This is a genomic window from Pseudomonas sp. BN607, assembly GCF_029871175.1.
In the GTDB taxonomy this organism is placed as follows: domain Bacteria; phylum Pseudomonadota; class Gammaproteobacteria; order Pseudomonadales; family Pseudomonadaceae; genus Aquipseudomonas.
On sequence record NZ_SSOE01000068.1, the window covers coordinates 31,880 to 48,249 of the forward strand.

The 16,370-nt window shown below is 62.9% G+C and carries 15 protein-coding genes and 1 riboswitch; of the genes, 11 read left to right on the top strand and 4 right to left on the bottom strand.

Features of this window, described 5'->3' with window-relative positions; all coding sequences use genetic code 11:
• Window positions 1-2: 2 nt before the first annotated feature.
• The 6 genes from E8E68_RS25740 to E8E68_RS25765 all read left to right on the top strand — a co-directional run bounded on the left by E8E68_RS25740 (window position 3) and on the right by E8E68_RS25765 (window position 7,611).
• Window positions 3-1,394 carry a sensor histidine kinase gene (locus E8E68_RS25740; RefSeq protein ID WP_266031332.1) on the top strand — a complete coding sequence of 464 codons (1,392 nt, stop codon included), beginning with the start codon at window positions 3-5 and terminating at the stop codon, window positions 1,392-1,394.
• A gap of 159 nt (window positions 1,395-1,553) precedes the next feature.
• A complete protein-coding gene (gene cysM / locus E8E68_RS25745) occupies window positions 1,554-2,453 on the top strand; it encodes a cysteine synthase CysM (protein WP_024717686.1) in 900 nt (299 codons plus the stop codon).
• Window positions 2,454-3,812: a 23S rRNA (uracil(1939)-C(5))-methyltransferase RlmD gene (rlmD, locus tag E8E68_RS25750; RefSeq protein WP_280346060.1), complete on the top strand. Its 1,359-nt coding sequence runs from the start codon at window positions 2,454-2,456 to the stop codon at window positions 3,810-3,812.
• A gap of 96 nt (window positions 3,813-3,908) precedes the next feature.
• On the top strand, window positions 3,909-6,149 hold the full coding sequence (gene relA / locus E8E68_RS25755; protein ID WP_110746095.1) for a GTP diphosphokinase: 2,241 nt from the start codon (window positions 3,909-3,911) through the stop codon (window positions 6,147-6,149).
• A 62-nt stretch (window positions 6,150-6,211) separates the two neighbouring features.
• Entirely contained in the window at window positions 6,212-7,045 is an 834-nt protein-coding gene (mazG, locus tag E8E68_RS25760) for a nucleoside triphosphate pyrophosphohydrolase (protein ID WP_280346065.1), read from the top strand.
• A gap of 26 nt (window positions 7,046-7,071) precedes the next feature.
• Complete coding sequence (locus E8E68_RS25765; protein WP_110746097.1) at window positions 7,072-7,611, top strand: DUF2058 domain-containing protein; 540 nt, start codon at window positions 7,072-7,074, stop codon at window positions 7,609-7,611.
• 45 nt (window positions 7,612-7,656) lie between these two features.
• On the opposite strand, the gene E8E68_RS25770 is transcribed toward E8E68_RS25765, so the two are convergent.
• The 4 genes from E8E68_RS25770 to purM form a co-directional block, all read right to left on the bottom strand.
• Complete coding sequence (locus E8E68_RS25770) at window positions 7,657-7,839, bottom strand: hypothetical protein (protein ID WP_110746098.1); 183 nt, start codon at window positions 7,837-7,839, stop codon at window positions 7,657-7,659.
• Window positions 7,840-8,031: 192 nt separating this feature from the next.
• On the bottom strand, window positions 8,032-8,742 hold the full coding sequence (locus E8E68_RS25775; RefSeq protein ID WP_266031339.1) for a DUF3108 domain-containing protein: 711 nt from the start codon (window positions 8,740-8,742) through the stop codon (window positions 8,032-8,034).
• Window positions 8,743-8,750: 8 nt separating this feature from the next.
• A complete protein-coding gene (purN, locus tag E8E68_RS25780; RefSeq protein ID WP_110746100.1) occupies window positions 8,751-9,404 on the bottom strand; it encodes a phosphoribosylglycinamide formyltransferase in 654 nt (217 codons plus the stop codon).
• Complete coding sequence (gene purM, locus E8E68_RS25785) at window positions 9,404-10,462, bottom strand: phosphoribosylformylglycinamidine cyclo-ligase (RefSeq protein WP_110746101.1); 1,059 nt, start codon at window positions 10,460-10,462, stop codon at window positions 9,404-9,406. The genes purN and purM overlap by 1 nt, the downstream gene beginning before the upstream one ends.
• A gap of 318 nt (window positions 10,463-10,780) precedes the next feature.
• Between purM and E8E68_RS25790 the strand changes: the two genes are divergently transcribed.
• The 5 genes from E8E68_RS25790 to E8E68_RS25810 all read left to right on the top strand — a co-directional run bounded on the left by E8E68_RS25790 (window position 10,781) and on the right by E8E68_RS25810 (window position 15,281).
• A complete protein-coding gene (locus E8E68_RS25790; protein WP_266031344.1) occupies window positions 10,781-11,842 on the top strand; it encodes a DUF2066 domain-containing protein in 1,062 nt (353 codons plus the stop codon).
• 12 nt (window positions 11,843-11,854) lie between these two features.
• Window positions 11,855-12,928, top strand: coding sequence for an AI-2E family transporter (locus E8E68_RS25795; protein WP_266031346.1), 1,074 nt, complete (start codon window positions 11,855-11,857; stop codon window positions 12,926-12,928).
• 194 nt (window positions 12,929-13,122) lie between these two features.
• Entirely contained in the window at window positions 13,123-13,830 is a 708-nt protein-coding gene (hda, locus tag E8E68_RS25800) for a DnaA regulatory inactivator Hda (RefSeq protein WP_003252443.1), read from the top strand.
• A 127-nt stretch (window positions 13,831-13,957) separates the two neighbouring features.
• The gene (locus E8E68_RS25805; protein WP_110746104.1) at window positions 13,958-14,608 is read left to right on the top strand and encodes an NlpC/P60 family protein; all 651 of its coding nucleotides are present in this window, start codon (window positions 13,958-13,960) and stop codon (window positions 14,606-14,608) included.
• Between the two features lie 139 nt (window positions 14,609-14,747).
• Window positions 14,748-15,281, top strand: coding sequence for a C40 family peptidase (locus tag E8E68_RS25810; RefSeq protein ID WP_110746105.1), 534 nt, complete (start codon window positions 14,748-14,750; stop codon window positions 15,279-15,281).
• Window positions 15,282-16,105: 824 nt separating this feature from the next.
• A riboswitch (cobalamin riboswitch) is annotated at window positions 16,106-16,326 on the top strand.
• Window positions 16,327-16,370: the final 44 nt, after the last annotated feature.

The following is a 16,370-nucleotide window of genomic DNA, read 5'->3' on the forward strand; positions in this document are numbered from 1 at the left end:
GCATGCTCAATCGCCATTCGCTGTTCTGGAAGCTGGCCATCCTGCTGGTGGGTTTTTGCCTGCTGATGATCGGCCTCAGCTACACCTGGGGCCGCCACATGGAAACCCAGAACGCCTTTCTCTCCGAACCGGCACGGCAAGCCTTGCGTGGCTATGCCAGCGAGGCCGAGCAGGCCTGGCGCAGTGGCGGGCGGGCAGGGCTGGACCAGTGGGTGGCGGTGATGCACCAGCGCGAACGCGGCTGGGTGGGCGTGCTCGATATGAACCTGCGACCGCTCGATAGTGCCACCCTCAACCCGCAGATCATGCAGCGGCTGACTCGCCTGCGCGGTGTCGACTGGCCGATGAGTCGGCGCAGTGTCCATCAGCCATGGGTGCGCATTCCATTTCCGGGGGCGCCGGAGCAGGGCATGCTGGTGATCGAACTGCCGGAGCGTTTCAATCCGGGCCAGTATCGCTTGCTGTGGCGTATGGTCACCAACGGCATCATCCCAGGCCTGTTCACCTTGCTGCTCTGCGTGGGCCTGTACCGCATGTTGATCGTTCCGCTGAACCAACTGCGTGAGCAGGCCAATGCCTGGCGCGCCGACCAGCTGTCGGCACGCCTGGACTCGCGCACCATCGCCCGGCATGACGAATTGGGTGAGCTGGCGCGGGCGTTCGACCAAATGGCCGAACGCTTGCAGGGCACGGTCGCCATGCAGCAGCAGTTGCTGCGCGACCTGTCCCACGAAATGCGTACCCCGCTGAGCCGCTTGCGGGTGGCAGGCGACGGAGAGACCGACCTGCAACGCCTGCGCGAGCGCCTTACCCGCGAGGTGGACTGCATGCAGCAGTTGGTCGAGGACACCCTGCAGTTGGCCTGGCAGGATGCCGAGCGCGCGCCGATGAACCTGGAGCCGATCGAGGTCCACGCCCTGTGGGAATTGCTGGCCGAGAATGCCTGCTATGAAAGTGGCTGGTCGCCTGCGCGGTTGCGTTGCGAAGTACCGGCTGATTGCTGGGTGCAGGGCAACCTCAACCACTTGGCTCAGGCGCTGGAAAACATATTGCGCAATGCCATCCGTCACTCGCCGGCCGAAGGGGTTGTGCGGTTAGGTGGGCAGCGTGAGGCTAGTTACTGGTGGCTGTGGGTGGAGGATGAGGGCGGCGGGGTAGCGGAAGACGACCTGGAACGGATCTTCGCGCCGTTCTCGCGGCTGGACGGTTCGCGGCCCGGGGATGGTGGTTTTGGCCTGGGGCTGAGCATCGCCCGCAGTGCCATTCAGCGCCAGGGTGGGACCTTGTGGGCGCAGAATGGCAAGCATGGGCTGCGGTTGTGGATGAGGTTGCCGATACATGTGCCGGCCCCTTCGCGGGCACGCCCGCTTCCACAGGTACAGCATTTATCTTGAGGGCAACGCGATCCCTGCGGGAGCGGTGGTGCCTGCGAAGGGTGTGGATCAAATCAGCGATATAGCTTGTAGCTATATCCACCACAGATTGCGTGATATGGCCGGGAAGGGTTTGCCGGTATGATAGGCGCCCCTGCCGTCCGGATTGTGAAATACGCCATGACCTTGCAGTACCCAACCATCGCCGATTGCGTCGGCAATACGCCTCTGGTTCGCCTGCAGCGCATCGCTGGCGAAACCAGCAATACCCTCCTGCTAAAGCTGGAAGGTAACAATCCTGCCGGCTCGGTGAAGGACCGCCCGGCACTGTCCATGATCACTCGCGCCGAGCTTCGTGGCCAGATCAAGCCCGGCGACACGCTGATCGAGGCCACCTCCGGCAACACCGGTATCGCCTTGGCCATGGCGGCGGCAATCAAGGGTTACAAGATGATCCTGATCATGCCCGACAACTCCACCGCCGAGCGCAAGGCTGCCATGACCGCCTACGGTGCCGAGTTGATCCTGGTCACCAAGGAAGAGGGCATGGAAGGCGCCCGGGACCTTGCCGAGAAGCTGCAAGCCGAAGGCCGTGGCCTGGTGCTTGACCAGTTCGCCAACGGCGACAACCCAATCGCCCATTACAACAGCACTGGCCCGGAGATCTGGCAGCAGACCCAGGGCAGCATCACCCATTTCGTCAGCTCGATGGGCACCACCGGTACCATCATGGGCTGCTCGCAGTACCTCAAGGAACAGAACCCGGCGGTGCAGATCATTGGCCTGCAACCGATGGAAGGCTCCGCCATTCCGGGCATCCGCCGCTGGCCCGAGGAGTACCTGCCGAAAATCTTCGACGCCACCCGCGTCGACCGCGTGGTCGACATGTCGCAGCAGGAAGCCGAAGACACCACCCGTCGCCTTGCCCGTGAAGAGGGCATTTTCTGTGGCGTGTCTTCCGGTGGTGCGGTCGCTGCCATGCTGCGCCTGTCCCGCGAGGTGGAAAATGCCGTGATGGTTGCGATCATCTGCGACCGCGGCGACCGTTACCTGTCCACCGGCCTGTTCGATCCGAGCTAAATGTCCAAGAAAAAACCCAACAGCGGCCTGCGCTTCCAGCCGGCCGGCGGTAACCGCAGCCCCCAGGTCCCGGTGGGCAAGAAGCAGCGCCTGGATATCGAGCGCCTGGCTGGTGACGGCCGGGGTATCGCGTTCCTCGAAGGGCGTACCTGGTTCGTCAGTGGCGCCCTGGCCGGTGAGGCCGTGGAGGCACGGGTGCTCAACGCCCGTGGCAAAGTGGTAGAAGCCCGGCTGGAGCGCTTGCTGCAGGCCAGCCCGGAGCGCAGGGAAGCACCGTGCCGGCATTACGACCGCTGCGGTGGCTGCAACCTGCAGCACCTGCCGCACGCGTCGCAACTGGCGCTCAAGCAGCGCACCCTCGCCGAGCAGTTGCAGCGGGTGGCCGGCGTGCAGCCTGAAGAGTGGGCCGCCCCGCTGAGCGGGCCCGAATTCGGCTACCGGCGCCGCGCACGTGTGGCCGTGCGCTGGGACGTCAAGACACGTCAGCTGGAGGTGGGCTTCCGCGCCGAAGCCAGCCAGGACATCATCGCCATCGACGATTGCGCGGTGCTGGTACAGCCCTTGCAGTCGATTCTGCGTCACTTGCCGACCGTGCTGCGCTCGTTGAGCAAACCGCAGGCGCTGGGCCATGTGGAACTCTTCAGCGGAACGGCTGAAGCGCTGCTGGTGCGCCATGTAGCGCCGCTGCCGGCAGAAGACCTGGCCAGGCTGCAGGCGTTTTGCGAGCAGGCCAATGCCCAGCTGTGGCTACAAGGTGAAGGTGAGCCGGAACCCGTGGAACCGGCTGCGCAACTGGGCTTTGTCCTGGCGCCGTGGCAACTGGAACTGGCCTGGCGCCCAGGCGACTTCGTGCAGGTCAATGCCCAGGTCAACACGGCAATGATCGAGCAGGCGCTGGCCTGGCTTGCGCCGCAGGCCGATGAGCGGGTGCTCGACCTGTTCTGCGGCCTGGGCAACTTCGCGCTGCCGCTGGCCCGCCAGGCGCGTGAGGTGGTGGCAGTAGAAGGCGTGCAGGCCATGGTCGACCGCGCCGCGGCCAATGCCCGAAACAACAATGTGCATAACGCACGGTTTTTTCAGGCCGATTTATCGCAGCCTTTGGCAGGCACCGGATGGGCCGCCGAGGGCTTTTCTGCGGTACTCTTGGATCCACCGCGCGACGGTGCTTACGAGGTGGTGCAAGGCATCGCCCGCCTCAAGGCCAGCAGGCTGGTCTATGTATCGTGCAACCCGGCCACGCTGGCGCGAGACGCCCAGGTGTTGGTCGGCCAGGGGTACCGGTTAAAAAGGGCCGGGATTCTCGACATGTTTCCTCAAACGGCGCATGTCGAGGCCATGGCGTTATTCGAAGCGGGCTAGCTGACTGGCCCCTTGGTGCGGCTGCCACGGAAGGGCAGTCGCACGGTGATCGCCAGTGCACCCGCGTGGTGCGCTGTATGGAAAGGTAAAACAAAGATGGTACAGGTGAGAGTGCACCAGCCGGTCAATACCGACGGCAGTATCAATCTCGATGCATGGCTGGACCATGTGGTAAGCGTCGATTCGGCACTGGATCGCGCAGCGCTGAAAGAGGCCTGCGAGTTTGCCCATGAAGTAGAGAAAAAGGGCAACCCGGCCAAGCATTCCTGGGCGGACGGTACGTCCAGTTTCCAGGCCGGGCTGGAGATCGCCGAAATTCTCGCCGACCTCAAGCTCGACCAGGACTCGCTGGTGGCGGCGGTCATCTATCGCTCGGTGCGCGAGGGCAAGGTGACCCTGGCCGAAGTCAGCCAGCGCTTTGGCCCGGTGGTGTCCAAGCTGATCGACGGCGTGCTGCGCATGGCCGCCATCAGTGCCAGCCTCAGCCCGCGGCAGTCGCTGGTGTTGGGCTCGCAGGCGCAGGTCGAGAACCTGCGCAAGATGCTCGTGGCCATGGTCGACGACGTGCGCGTGGCGCTGATCAAGCTGGCCGAACGTACCTGCGCGATCCGTGCGGTCAAGTCTGCCGACGACGAAAAACGCCTGCGTGTCGCGCGCGAGGTGTTCGACATCTATGCGCCGCTGGCGCATCGCCTGGGTATCGGCCACATCAAGTGGGAGCTGGAAGACCTGTCTTTCCGCTACCTGGAGCCCGACCAGTACAAGCAGATCGCCAAACTGCTGCACGAGCGCCGGCTGGACCGCGAGCGCTTTATCAGCGACGTGATGAACCAGTTGCAGAACGAGCTGCTGGCTACCGGCGTGAAGGCCGACATCAGCGGCCGGGCAAAACACATCTATTCGATCTGGCGCAAGATGCAGCGCAAAGGCCTGGAGTTCAGCCAGATCTACGATGTGCGCGCAGTGCGCGTACTGGTGCCGGAAATCCGCGACTGCTACACCGCGTTGGGTATCGTCCACACCCTGTGGCGGCACATCCCCAAGGAGTTCGACGACTACATCGCCAACCCCAAGGAGAACGGCTACCGCTCGCTGCACACTGCTGTGATCGGCCCCGAGGGCAAGGTGCTGGAAGTGCAGATCCGCACCCACGGCATGCACGAGGAAGCCGAGCTTGGCGTGTGTGCGCACTGGCGCTACAAGGGCACCGACGTCAAGCCCAGCTCCAACCACTATGAAGAAAAGATCTCCTGGCTGCGCCAGGTGCTGGAGTGGCACGAAGAGTTGGGCGACATTGGTGGCCTGGCCGAGCAGCTGCGGGTCGATATCGAGCCGGACCGGGTCTATGTGTTCACCCCGGACGGTCATGCCATCGACTTGCCCAAGGGCGCCACGCCGCTGGACTTCGCCTACCGCGTGCACACCGAAATCGGCCATAACTGCCGCGGTGCGAAGATCAACGGCCGTATCGTGCCGCTGAACTACAGCCTGCAGACCGGCGAGCAGGTCGAGATCATTACCAGCAAGCACGGCAACCCCAGCCGTGACTGGTTGAACTCCAACCTGGGTTACGTCACCACCTCGCGGGCGCGGGCCAAGATCGTCCACTGGTTCAAGCTGCAGGCGCGCGACCAGAACGTCGCCGCCGGCAAGACCTTGCTCGAGCGCGAGCTCAGCCGCCTGGGCTTGCCACAGGTGGACTTCGAGCGCCTGGCCGAAAAGACCAACGTAAAAACCGCCGAGGACATGTTCGCCTCGCTCGGTGCTGGCGACCTGCGCCTGGCGCATCTGGTCAACGCCGCTCAGCAGTTGCTGGAGCCCGAGCGCATCGAGCAGATCGAGCTGGTGCCGCGCAAGCCTAGCGGCCCGCGTACCGGCAAGCGTGGCGACATCCAGATCCAGGGTGTCGGCAACCTGCTGACGCAGATGGCCGGCTGCTGCCAGCCGCTGCCGGGCGATGCGATTGTCGGTTACATCACCCAGGGTCGTGGCGTGAGCATCCACCGCCAGGACTGTGCCTCGGTGCTGCAGCTGGCGGGCAAGGAGCCGGAGCGGATGATCCAGGTGAGCTGGGGGCCGATCCCGGTGCAGACCTACCCGGTCGACATCGTCATCCGCGCCTACGATCGCCCGGGGCTGCTGCGCGACGTGTCGCAAGTGTTGCTGAACGAGAAGATCAACGTGCTGGCGGTGAATACCCGCTCGAACAAGGAAGACAACACCGCGCTGATGTCGCTGACCATCGAGATTCCAGGCCTGGACGCGCTGGGGCGCCTGCTGGGGCGTATCTCGCAGTTGCCGAACATCATCGAGACGCGGCGTAATCGTACCCCTTGAGACCGCGGCGCCTGCTTCGCGGGTTCACCCGCGGAGCAGGCTCCACCGAAGGACTTGATTGAATGACCTACACCCTCGAAGACCTGCTGCACCTCATGGCCCGCCTGCGCGACCCGCAGTACGGCTGCCCGTGGGACTTGAAGCAGAACTACGCCAGCATTGTCCCGCACACCATCGAAGAGGCCTACGAGGTCGCTGACACCATTGAGCGCGGCGACTTCGAGCACTTGCAAGGCGAGCTGGGCGACTTGCTGTTCCAGGTGATCTACTACAGCCAGCTGGCCCGCGAAGAAGGGCGTTTCGAGTTCGATGGCGTGGTCGACAGCATCACCCGCAAGCTCATCCGCCGCCACCCGCATGTTTTCCCCACGGGCGAGCTGTACGCGCCGGTGGACACGCCCAGCCTGAGCGAAGCCCAGGTCAAGTCGCGCTGGGAAGAAATCAAGGCCGAAGAGCGCGCGGAGAAGAGCCAGCCCGAACAGCTGTCGCTGCTTGATGACGTGCCGGCAACCTTGCCGGCGCTGTCGCGGGCAGCCAAACTGCAAAAACGTGCGGCCACGGTCGGTTTCGACTGGCCGGCGGCGTTGCCGGTGCTGGACAAGGTCCGCGAAGAGCTGGATGAAGTGCTGCAGGCCATGGCCGACGGCGATGCCGATGCGCTGGAAGATGAAGTCGGCGACTTGCTGTTTGCTGCGGTCAACCTGGCCCGCCACCTCAAGCAGGACCCAGAGCATGCGCTGCGCCGCGCCAACCGCAAGTTCGAACGACGTTTCCGGTTCATCGAGCAGGCATTGCGCGACAGCGGTCGTCCCATTGAAGATTGTAACCTTGACGAGCTGGACGCCCTTTGGGGTGAAGCCAAGCGTCAGGAAAAGAACCTGCCCAGCTGCGGCTGAGCTGTTGCATAAGTGAGTGAACATTCATGAGCCTTTCCCTTCGCGACCAATTGCTCAAAGCCGGTCTGGTCAACCAGAAACAGGTCTCGCAGACCAACAAAGCTGAAAAGAAACAAAAGCGCATGGAGCACAAAGGCCAGGTCGAAGTCGACGACAGCCAGCAGCGCATTGCCAAGGAAGCCATGGCTGAAAAGGTCAAGCGCGACCAGGAGCTGAACCGTCAGCAACAGGAGAAGGCCGAGCAGAAGGCCCGTGCCGCGCAGATCAAGCAGTTGATCGAAGCCACTCGCCTGCCCAAGCTGAACACCGAAGATTATTACAACTTCGTCGACGACAAGAAGGTCAAGCGGATTGCCGTCAACGCCCTGATGCGGACCAAGTTGAGTAACGGCGCACTGGCGGTCGTGGCCCATGCCGGCGGCTATGAGGTCATTCCTCGTGAGGCCGCAGTGAAGATCCAGGAGCGTGACCCCAACCGTATCCTGCTGCTCAATACCCATGTCGAGGAAGCGGACGAGGACGATCCGTACGCGGCCTACAAGATCCCTGATGATCTGATGTGGTAAGCACGAAAAACCCCGCCTTGGCGGGGTTTTTCATTGGAAGACTGATCATTGCGTGGTGCGCTGGTTTTCCAGGTTTTCCAGCTCTGCACGGTACTGGTGGGCTTCGTGTTCATTATGGAACATGCCGACCAGTTGGCCTTGCTGGTGCACATCCCAGATCCGCAGGCCGGCGGCCTGGCCTTCGTGGGACATTTTCGATTCGTCGCGTTCGGTTACTTGGACAGTCATCGGTAAACTCCACTTCTTCAGTTGGCTGCGACAGTGTGTCGCACACCCTCTTTATAGAGTTTGTTAGCTGCCTAAGTAAATAAAACAGCCATGAAACAAGTTTCATGAACCGCTCCTGCAGGAGGCTGCGCAAGGCAGGCACAAAAAAGCCCCGCACTGGGCGGGGCTTCGGGTGCTGCTGGCAGCGCGGGCTCAGTTACCCTTCACCGGCTTGCCATCGACCGTGCCATCCTGCAGCACGATCACGTACTCCTTGCCATCGGTCTCTACCTGGCGCAGTTGCACCAGCAGGTAGTCCCAGTTCTTGGCGAACCACAGTTCGGTGATGCGCTTGCTCTGGCTTGGGTCGCGCACGCGCTCGACCTTCACTGCATCGACCTGGCCGGTCTTGGTGGTGACCTTTTCGGTACCCAGTACGCGGAAGTCGTAGGTGTCGATCTCGTCACCGTCGACCACCTGGTAGGTCATGCTTTTTTTGCCGGCGGCCACGTCATGCTGCAGGGCCAACTGGTAGGAGGACTTGTCCAGCACACCACGGTTCAGCGGCAGGGTGATAGCGTCGCCACGGTCGCTGCCGGTGACTTTCTTGGCGTTCCAGTCGAAGTTCAGGTCAACCTTCTTGGCCTTGCCCAGGCCGCCGCGCTCGAAGTGGTACTTCTGCGGCAGCAGGGTGTCGTTATCCAGGCGCAGCGTGCTTTGCTCGGTCAGGCTGGCGATCATCATGGAGGCCTTGAAGTTAAGGTCCCAGGTGCCGTTGGCATTCTTGACCAGGCTGCGCTCGGCGGTGCCGCTCATGGGCAGTTGCTTCCAGTCGGCGGTGTAGCTGGCCGAGAAAGGCTTCAGATCAGCTGCCTGGAGGGGCAGGGCGAGCACGGCGAGAGCCAAGAGCAGGGCGCGACGCATAAATTCTCCTAGGATCGAATCAAGTGACCGCTGGCCGGCAGCGGCTGGCCATCCAGTAATGCACCTTGTTCGCCAAGGCGCAAGCGACCTTCTGCGAACCAGCGCACCGCCAGTGGGTAGATCAGGTGTTCCTGTTGGTGTACCCGCTGGGCCAGGCTTTCGACGGTGTCGCCAGGCGCCACCGGTACCACAGCCTGTACGACCAATGGGCCGCCATCGAGTTCCTCAGTCACGAAGTGTACGCTGCAGCCATGCTCGGCATCGCCCGCTTCCAGCGCTCGGCGGTGGGTATGCAAGCCTTTGTATCTGGGCAGCAGCGACGGGTGAATGTTGAGCAGGCGCCCCTGATAGTGGCGCACGAAGTCGCCACTGAGGATACGCATGAAGCCGGCCAGCACCACCAGGTCCGGGGCAAAGCCGTCGATCCGCGCCATCAGCGCGGCATCGAAGGCTTCACGGCCGTCGAACTGGGTGTGGTCGAGCACGGCGCTGTCGATGCCGGCCGCTGCGGCGCGCTGCAGGCCGAAGGCATCGGCGCGGTTGGAAACCACCGCACGGATGCGCACCGGGCTGTCTGCGGCCTTGCTGCTGTCGATCAGCGCTTGCAGGTTGCTGCCGGAACCCGACAGCAGTACCACTACATTGCAGGTCTTGCTCGGCATCAGTGTGCCTTGAGGTTGTGCAGCTCGACCTGGGCAGCGCCTTCGGCGGCTTCGGCGATGTGGCCGATCACCCATGGTTGCTCGCCAGCGGCGCGCAGTTCGTTCAGGGCGGCTTCGACCTGGTCCTGGGCCACGCAGATGACCATGCCCACGCCGCAGTTCAGTACACGGTGCATTTCGTGCTCGTCGACGTTGCCTTTTTCCTGCAGGAAATCGAACACCGCCGGGCGCTGCCAGCTGGCCACGTCAACCACGGCCTGAGCGTTTTTCGGCAGGACGCGCGGGATGTTGTCCAGCAGGCCGCCACCGGTGATGTGGGCCATGGCCTTGACGGCGCCGGTGTTCTTGATCAGTTGCAGCAGTGGCTTGACGTAGATGCGGGTCGGCGCCATCAGCAGGTCGGTCAGCGGCTTGCCGTCCAGTTGCGTGTTCTCGATGTCGGTGCCGGACACTTCGAGGATCTTGCGGATCAGCGAGTAGCCGTTGGAGTGCGGGCCCGAGGACGGCAGGGCGATCAGCGCGTCACCGGTGGCAACCTTGGAGCCGTCGATGATTTCGGCCTTTTCCACCACGCCGACGCAGAAACCGGCCAGGTCGTAGTCTTCGCCTTCATACATGCCAGGCATTTCGGCGGTTTCACCACCGACCAGCGAGCAGCCGGCCAGTTCGCAACCGGCGCCGATGCCAGTGACCACAGTGGCGGCCACGTCGACATTGAGCTTGCCGGTGGCGTAGTAGTCGAGGAAGAACAGCGGCTCGGCACCGCAGACGACCAGGTCATTGACGCACATGGCGACCAGGTCCTGGCCGATGCTGTCGTGCTTGTTCAGGTTCAGTGCCAGGCGCAGCTTGGTGCCGACGCCGTCGGTGCCGGAGACCAGCACCGGCTGCTTGTAGCCGGCCGGGATCTCGCAGAGGGCGCCGAAGCCGCCCAGGCCACCCATGACTTCAGGGCGTGCGGTGCGTTTTGCCACGCCCTTGATGCGTTCGACCAGTGCTTCGCCGGCGTCGATGTCTACACCGGCGTCCTTGTAGCTCAGGGAGGGTTGCTTGCTCATTGATCCAGGCCTTTAGGAGGGAGGGATTCTTAAAAACGACCATGACGGCCAAGGCCGGCGGGTAAGCAGCGGCTGCCTGAAACGTCAGTGGTCTGTGAAGGCGCGCGATTTTATCAGGGTTGCCGGGCAGCGGCCATCCTCAGGCCGACGGGCAGGGCATGAAAATGGGTAAATAGTTGGGCGCTGAACCTCTCGGCGCGGGCATCTGTCAGACCCCACGCATATCTCCCGCAACCAATCTTTCACCCGTCGCGACTGGTTACCTTGCGCCCCCGTGTATAAGGTATAGGCATTGCGGTAAATGGACAGGAACCTTCCATGCGTTTGTTCAATATTGTGGCAGCCGGTTGCCTGGCCCTTATGTCGGCCTCTGTCATGGCTGAAAATGTTTCGGGCCTTTATCAGGTACGCGAACCCGTCAGCGGGCAGGGCGCCGAAGCCCGTACTGCAGCGACCGCCAAGGCGCTCGACACGTTGGTGTTGCGCCTCACCGGCGACCCCAAGGCTGCGCAGAACCCGGCGCTGGCCGAGCTGCGCAAAGACCCGCAGCAAGTCATCAATCAGGTCGGCAGCGAAGCCGGCCCGCCTGAATCCGTACTGGTCGAGTTCGACCCCGGCAGCACCGAACGGGCCCTGCGCAAGGCAGGCCTGGCCTTGTGGGGCAGCAACCGGCCGTCGATCCTTGGCTGGTGGCTGTACGACAGCGCCGAAGGCAGTAATCTGGTCGGTGACGGCCAGGCCAGTGCCCAGCCCTTGCGCCGCGCCGCTCAGCACCGCGGGCTACCGCTGCGCCTGCCGCTGGCCGACCTTCAGGAACAATTGGTGGCCAATGCCAAGCAGCTCGAAGCAAGCGACCCGGCGCCGCTGCGCCAGGCTGCCGAGCGCTATGGCGCCGATGCCTTGCTGGCGGTACATGCCCAGGAGGCCGATGGCAAGTGGCAAGGCAAGTGGCAGCTGTGGCTGGGTGACCAGCGTGAGCAAGGCAGTGCCGAGGGCGCCGACCAGGCTGCGCTGGCCGATGCGGTAATGCTGGCGGTAAGCACCCGCCTGGCGCCGCGCTACGTCACCCGACCAGGCGCCAGCAGCCAGTTGCAGCTGCAAGTACAGGGTATGAACCTGCAGCGCTACGCCGAACTGGCCCGCGTACTGGAGCCTTATGGCCCCCGCCTGCAACTCGCCGAAGGCACTACCTTGACCTACGGGGTGACTGGCAACCGTGAGCAGCTACGGGCTCAACTGGGCCTGGCCAAGCTGCAGGAAGTGCCGGTAGAGCAGGCGCCAGTAGCACCAGCCACGCCACCGGCGGCTGCCGGCCAGGAGCCGACCGCCCCGCAGCAGCCCGTCCCCAAGCCGTTCGACGGCCTGCGTTTTCGTTGGTAAGGAGTACTGACATTGTCTGACATGCGCCGCTGGATCTGGCTGGGTGCCGCGCTGCTGGTTGCCGTGCTTTTGTATGGTTTGCACAACATCCTTACCCCTTTCTTGATCGGCATTCTCCTGGCCTACCTGGCCGACCCGCTGGTTGACTGGCTGGAGCGTCGGGGGTTGTCGCGGACCTGGGGTGTGGTCGTGGTGTTCGGCCTCTTTACCCTGCTGCTCATGGCCCTGTTGCTGGTCCTGGTTCCAATGTTGGCCAAGCAGCTGGTGCGGCTTTATGAGCTGGCACCGCAGATGCTTGACTGGCTGCAGCATGTGGCGCTGCCGTGGGTGCAGCATCGGTTGGGGCTGGCAGACGGGTTCTGGAAGTTCGACAAGATCAAGGCCGCCATCAGCGAACACATGGGCCAGACCACCGACATTGTCGGCGTGGTGTTGTCCCAGGCCACGGCCTCGAGCCTGGCGCTGATTGCCTGGCTGGCCAACATGGTGCTGATTCCGGTTGTAGGGTTTTACCTGCTGCGGGACTGGGACGTGATGATGGCCAAGCTGCGCGGCCTGCTGCCGCGCCAGCATGAGCCACAGGTAGTGGGCCTGGCAGGTGAATGCCATGAGGTACTGGGTGCGTTCGTGCGGGGGCAGCTGATGGTGATGGTGGCCTTGGGCATCATCTATTCGGCCGGGCTGATGCTGGTTGGGCTGGAGCTGGGGCTGTTGATCGGCATGCTCGCCGGCCTGGCGGCCATTGTGCCGTACATGGGCTTCATCATTGGTATCGGAGCCGCGCTGGTGGCCGGCCTGTTCCAGTTCGGCGGCGACCTCTACCCGATGCTGGGCATTGTCGCCGTGTTCATGGTCGGCCAGGCGCTGGAAGGCATGGTGCTGACGCCGCTGCTGGTCGGCGACCGCATCGGCCTGCACCCGGTGGCGGTGATCTTTGCGATTCTTGCCGGCGGTGAGCTGTTCGGCTTTACCGGGGTGCTGCTGGCGCTGCCGGTGGCGGCGGTGATCATGGTGCTGTTGCGGCATGTGCATGATCTGTACAAGGAATCGGACATGTACGCCGGAGACATTGACCCGGAGTTGTGATGGCCGGCACGTTCATCCTTGGATTTGGGGCGCCTGTGAGATCGAATGACATACACCATCAGCCTCGCATTGGCGCAACTTGTTGATTTTACTTGTGCTATCGATTGCCGTGATTGTGCGCCCCGCGTTGCAGGTATAGACTTTGCACATTGTTCAGCAAAGGCCCCCTGCGGTCCTGTCGACCGCCCGCGAGCATGAAACCACCGATCCAGTTGCCCCTGGGTGTGCGCCTGCGCGATGACGCCACCTTCATCAACTACTATCCGGGCGCCAATGCTGCGGCATTGGGCTACGTCGAGCGGCTATGCGAAGCCGACGCCGGCTGGACCGAGAGCCTTATCTACCTGTGGGGCAAGCAGGGTGTTGGCCGTAGCCACCTGCTGCAGGCTGCCACCCACCGCTTCCAGCAGCGCGGCGAACCCGCTGTCTACCTTCCCCTGGCACAGTTGCTCGACCGCGGCGTAGAGTTGCTTGACTACCTCGCCCAGTACGAACTGGTATGCATCGACGACCTGCATGTGATCGCCGGCAAGGCCGACTGGGAAGAGGCTATGTTCCACCTGTTCAACCGCCTGCGTGACAGCGGCCGGCGCCTGCTGCTGGCTGCCTCGGCATCGCCGCGCGAACTGCCGATCAAGCTGCCGGACCTGAAGTCGCGCCTGACCCTGGCGTTGGTTTTCCAGATGCGTGGTCTGTCTGACGAAGACAAGCTGCGTGCCTTGCAGCTGCGCGCTTCCCGCCGTGGCCTGCACCTCACCGACGAAGTCGGCCATTTCATCCTTACCCGTGGCGCGCGCAGCATGAGCGCATTGTTCGACCTGCTGGAGCGCCTCGATCAGGCTTCGCTGCAGGCACAGCGCAAGCTCACCATTCCTTTCCTCAAGGAAACTCTCGGCTGGTAACCCCCTGAAAACGCTGGGCCAGAGCGGCAAAACGAAAAAGTCACATCTTTTTCGATAAAATTTGCAAATGGCCATGATAGAGGGCATAGTTTCACCCTTCTAAAGGATTACAGACACGGTCGTGCCCATGCTGAAGCGCTTCGCACCCCTCGTGCCACTCGCACTCGTGACCCTGCTTATTGGCTGCGCGGCTCAAGGCCCGGCGTCTCATTCAGAGCCACAGCCCCAGGATCACACCCCGATCGCCGCACAGTCGGCAATCAAGGCCAAAGCCTCGCCCTCGTCGGTGTTCGGCGAGCCGGAAGAACTGGCCACCGAAGATGACCTGGCGTCCTTCTCCAGCAGCAAGCCTTACCAGCTGCCAGTCCTGGCTGACAGCATTCTCGAGCGCGGCATGTCGTTGATCGGCACCCGCTACCGCTTTGGTGGTACCTCGGAAAAGTCTGGCTTCGACTGCAGTGGCTTCATCGGCTACCTGTTCCGCGAGGAGGCAGGTATGACCCTGCCACGCTCCACGCGTGAAATGATCAACGTCGATGCCCCTAAAGTGGCGCGCAACAAGCTCAAGCCAGGTGACCTGCTGTTCTTCAGCACCAATGGCCGCGGTCGCGTCAGCCATGCCGGCATCTACCTGGGTGATAACCAATTCATCCACTCCAGCAGCCGCCGTAGCGGTGGCGTGCGCATCGACAGCCTCGGTGATCGCTACTGGAGCAAGACCTTCATTGAGGCCAAGCGTGCCCTGGCCATGGCGCCGACGAATATCGCGCGCAACTGATGGCCAAATGATATATCCTGCCGCGGCGGCGATGCTTTGAAAAAAGCTCGCCGCCGTGCGCATTTACAGAAAGCGTCTAATCTAAATTCTCAACTCTTTTCGGCTGCTGCGCAGCGGTCTCAGACAGGATGTTCTGGCCATGATAAAGATGGCGCGCTTCGCATTTCTCTCCTTGGCAGCCTTGCTGGCTGCCTGCTCCAGCCGTGCGCCTGCGCCGGCCCCTGTGGTACAGCCGCAGGTGACCTACAGTCAGCCCAGCCCTTCGCCGATTGCAGACGACGTGTTGATTCGCGCCATCGGTCTGGTTGGCACGCCTTATCGCTGGGGTGGCAACACGCCGGACTCTGGCTTTGACTGCAGCGGGCTGATCAAGTACGTCTACCGAGATGCTGCCGGCATCAGCTTGCCGCGTTCGACGCGGGAAATGATCGTGATGCGTGCACCCACGGTGGATGCCAAGTCGTTGCAGTCGGGTGATTTGGTGTTCTTCGCCACCAGCGGCGGCTCGCAGGTCAGCCATGCCGGCATCTACGTCGGCGAGGGGCGCTTCGTGCATGCACCTTCTACGGGTGGCACGGTGCGCCTGGACTACCTGTCGAACAGCTACTGGGCCAAGGCTTACCTGCAGGCCAAGCGGGTGATCCCGCAAGGGCACCTGGCTCAGAACCCCTGAGGGGCGGGCGGCAGGTTCGGTTGACAGGCTGGCTCACCACGCCTTGAAGCTTGAATCGGGAAAGTGCTGGTTTTAATGGCGCGCATAGTCCATTTGCGATGGCGACTCTGACTCACCTTTTCGCCCTTACGGCGAGTCACTTTTTGTCAACGCGACAAAAAGTAACCAAAAAACGCTGCGCTCCCATCATCCGGCCCCTACGCTGCGCTCCGGGGTTCCCTCGCTCCGGCCTCCTGAAGTCGCAATCTGCGTTGCCTGAGCTACCGCGCGCTTAGAAGCAAGATCAAAAGCGAAAAGCGAAAAGCGCCAAGCGATCGCAAGCCACAGGGCCGGCGGGGCTCTAGCTGTTGCTTTTGCTTCTAAGCGCGCGGTAGCCCAGGCGACACAGATTGCGACTTCAGTAGGCCGAGCGAAGGGCATGCGGAGGGAGGTGACGGGCATGGATGCCCGTCAAGCGCTGAGGCCCCATGGATGGGGCCTTCGGCGCGTACTCCCGGGAGCATGCCCGTAGCGAGGGGACCCCGGAGCGTAGCGTAGGGGCCGGATGATGGGAGCGGACGGTTTTTGGTTCCTTTTTGCCACGACAAAAAGGGACCCGCCGTAAGGGCGGAAAGGTGAGTAGGCGCCACTATCGCGAATGAATGTCTGCGTGATGTGAAAGCCCACAACCCAAAAGCCCAAAAGCCCAAAAGCCCAAAAGCCAAAGCGCCGGTTCCCTTTGAAAAAATGAATGCTGACGGTGATACCGCCCCCCGCCGTCAAGCAAAACGCCTGTTCGACAGCAAACGGGCCGCTTGGATTGACGCTATGGGTGCAACCCTCTAACCTTCGCGCGTGTTTCAGGTGCCCTGCCAGCCTCGACTGGGCAGGGTGAAACTGGGAAGCCGGTGGGCGCCAGCGTGGCGCGATTCCGGCGCTGCCCCCGCAACGGTAGGTGAGTCGCGGCCGCGCATGGCCACTGGGTGCCAACACCCGGGAAGGCGCGCAGGCCAGGGCCAAGGCCCGCTCACAAGCCCGGAGACCGGCCTGATATCTGCCAACGGCATCACGGAGGGTGATGCGCGGTGCACCGTGGCGCTTGCCATGGCC

What these genes read in the sequence shown, in the direction of transcription:
- purN (WP_110746100.1), bottom strand. Translation starts at nt 9,404, where the DNA reads ATGCCGAGCAAGACCTGCAATGTAGTGGTACTGCTGTCGGGTTCCGGC.
- E8E68_RS25765 (WP_110746097.1), top strand. Translation starts at nt 7,072, where the DNA reads ATGAGCCTTTCCCTTCGCGACCAATTGCTCAAAGCCGGTCTGGTCAAC.
- relA (WP_110746095.1), top strand. Translation starts at nt 3,909, where the DNA reads ATGGTACAGGTGAGAGTGCACCAGCCGGTCAATACCGACGGCAGTATC.
- hda (WP_003252443.1), top strand. Translation starts at nt 13,123, where the DNA reads ATGAAACCACCGATCCAGTTGCCCCTGGGTGTGCGCCTGCGCGATGAC.
- cysM (WP_024717686.1), top strand. Translation starts at nt 1,554, where the DNA reads ATGACCTTGCAGTACCCAACCATCGCCGATTGCGTCGGCAATACGCCT.
- rlmD (WP_280346060.1), top strand. Translation starts at nt 2,454, where the DNA reads ATGTCCAAGAAAAAACCCAACAGCGGCCTGCGCTTCCAGCCGGCCGGC.
- E8E68_RS25805 (WP_110746104.1), top strand. Translation starts at nt 13,958, where the DNA reads ATGCTGAAGCGCTTCGCACCCCTCGTGCCACTCGCACTCGTGACCCTG.
- mazG (WP_280346065.1), top strand. Translation starts at nt 6,212, where the DNA reads ATGACCTACACCCTCGAAGACCTGCTGCACCTCATGGCCCGCCTGCGC.
- E8E68_RS25790 (WP_266031344.1), top strand. Translation starts at nt 10,781, where the DNA reads ATGCGTTTGTTCAATATTGTGGCAGCCGGTTGCCTGGCCCTTATGTCG.
- E8E68_RS25770 (WP_110746098.1), bottom strand. Translation starts at nt 7,839, where the DNA reads ATGACTGTCCAAGTAACCGAACGCGACGAATCGAAAATGTCCCACGAA.
- purM (WP_110746101.1), bottom strand. Translation starts at nt 10,462, where the DNA reads ATGAGCAAGCAACCCTCCCTGAGCTACAAGGACGCCGGTGTAGACATC.
- E8E68_RS25810 (WP_110746105.1), top strand. Translation starts at nt 14,748, where the DNA reads ATGATAAAGATGGCGCGCTTCGCATTTCTCTCCTTGGCAGCCTTGCTG.
- E8E68_RS25775 (WP_266031339.1), bottom strand. Translation starts at nt 8,742, where the DNA reads ATGCGTCGCGCCCTGCTCTTGGCTCTCGCCGTGCTCGCCCTGCCCCTC.
- E8E68_RS25740 (WP_266031332.1), top strand. Translation starts at nt 3, where the DNA reads ATGCTCAATCGCCATTCGCTGTTCTGGAAGCTGGCCATCCTGCTGGTG.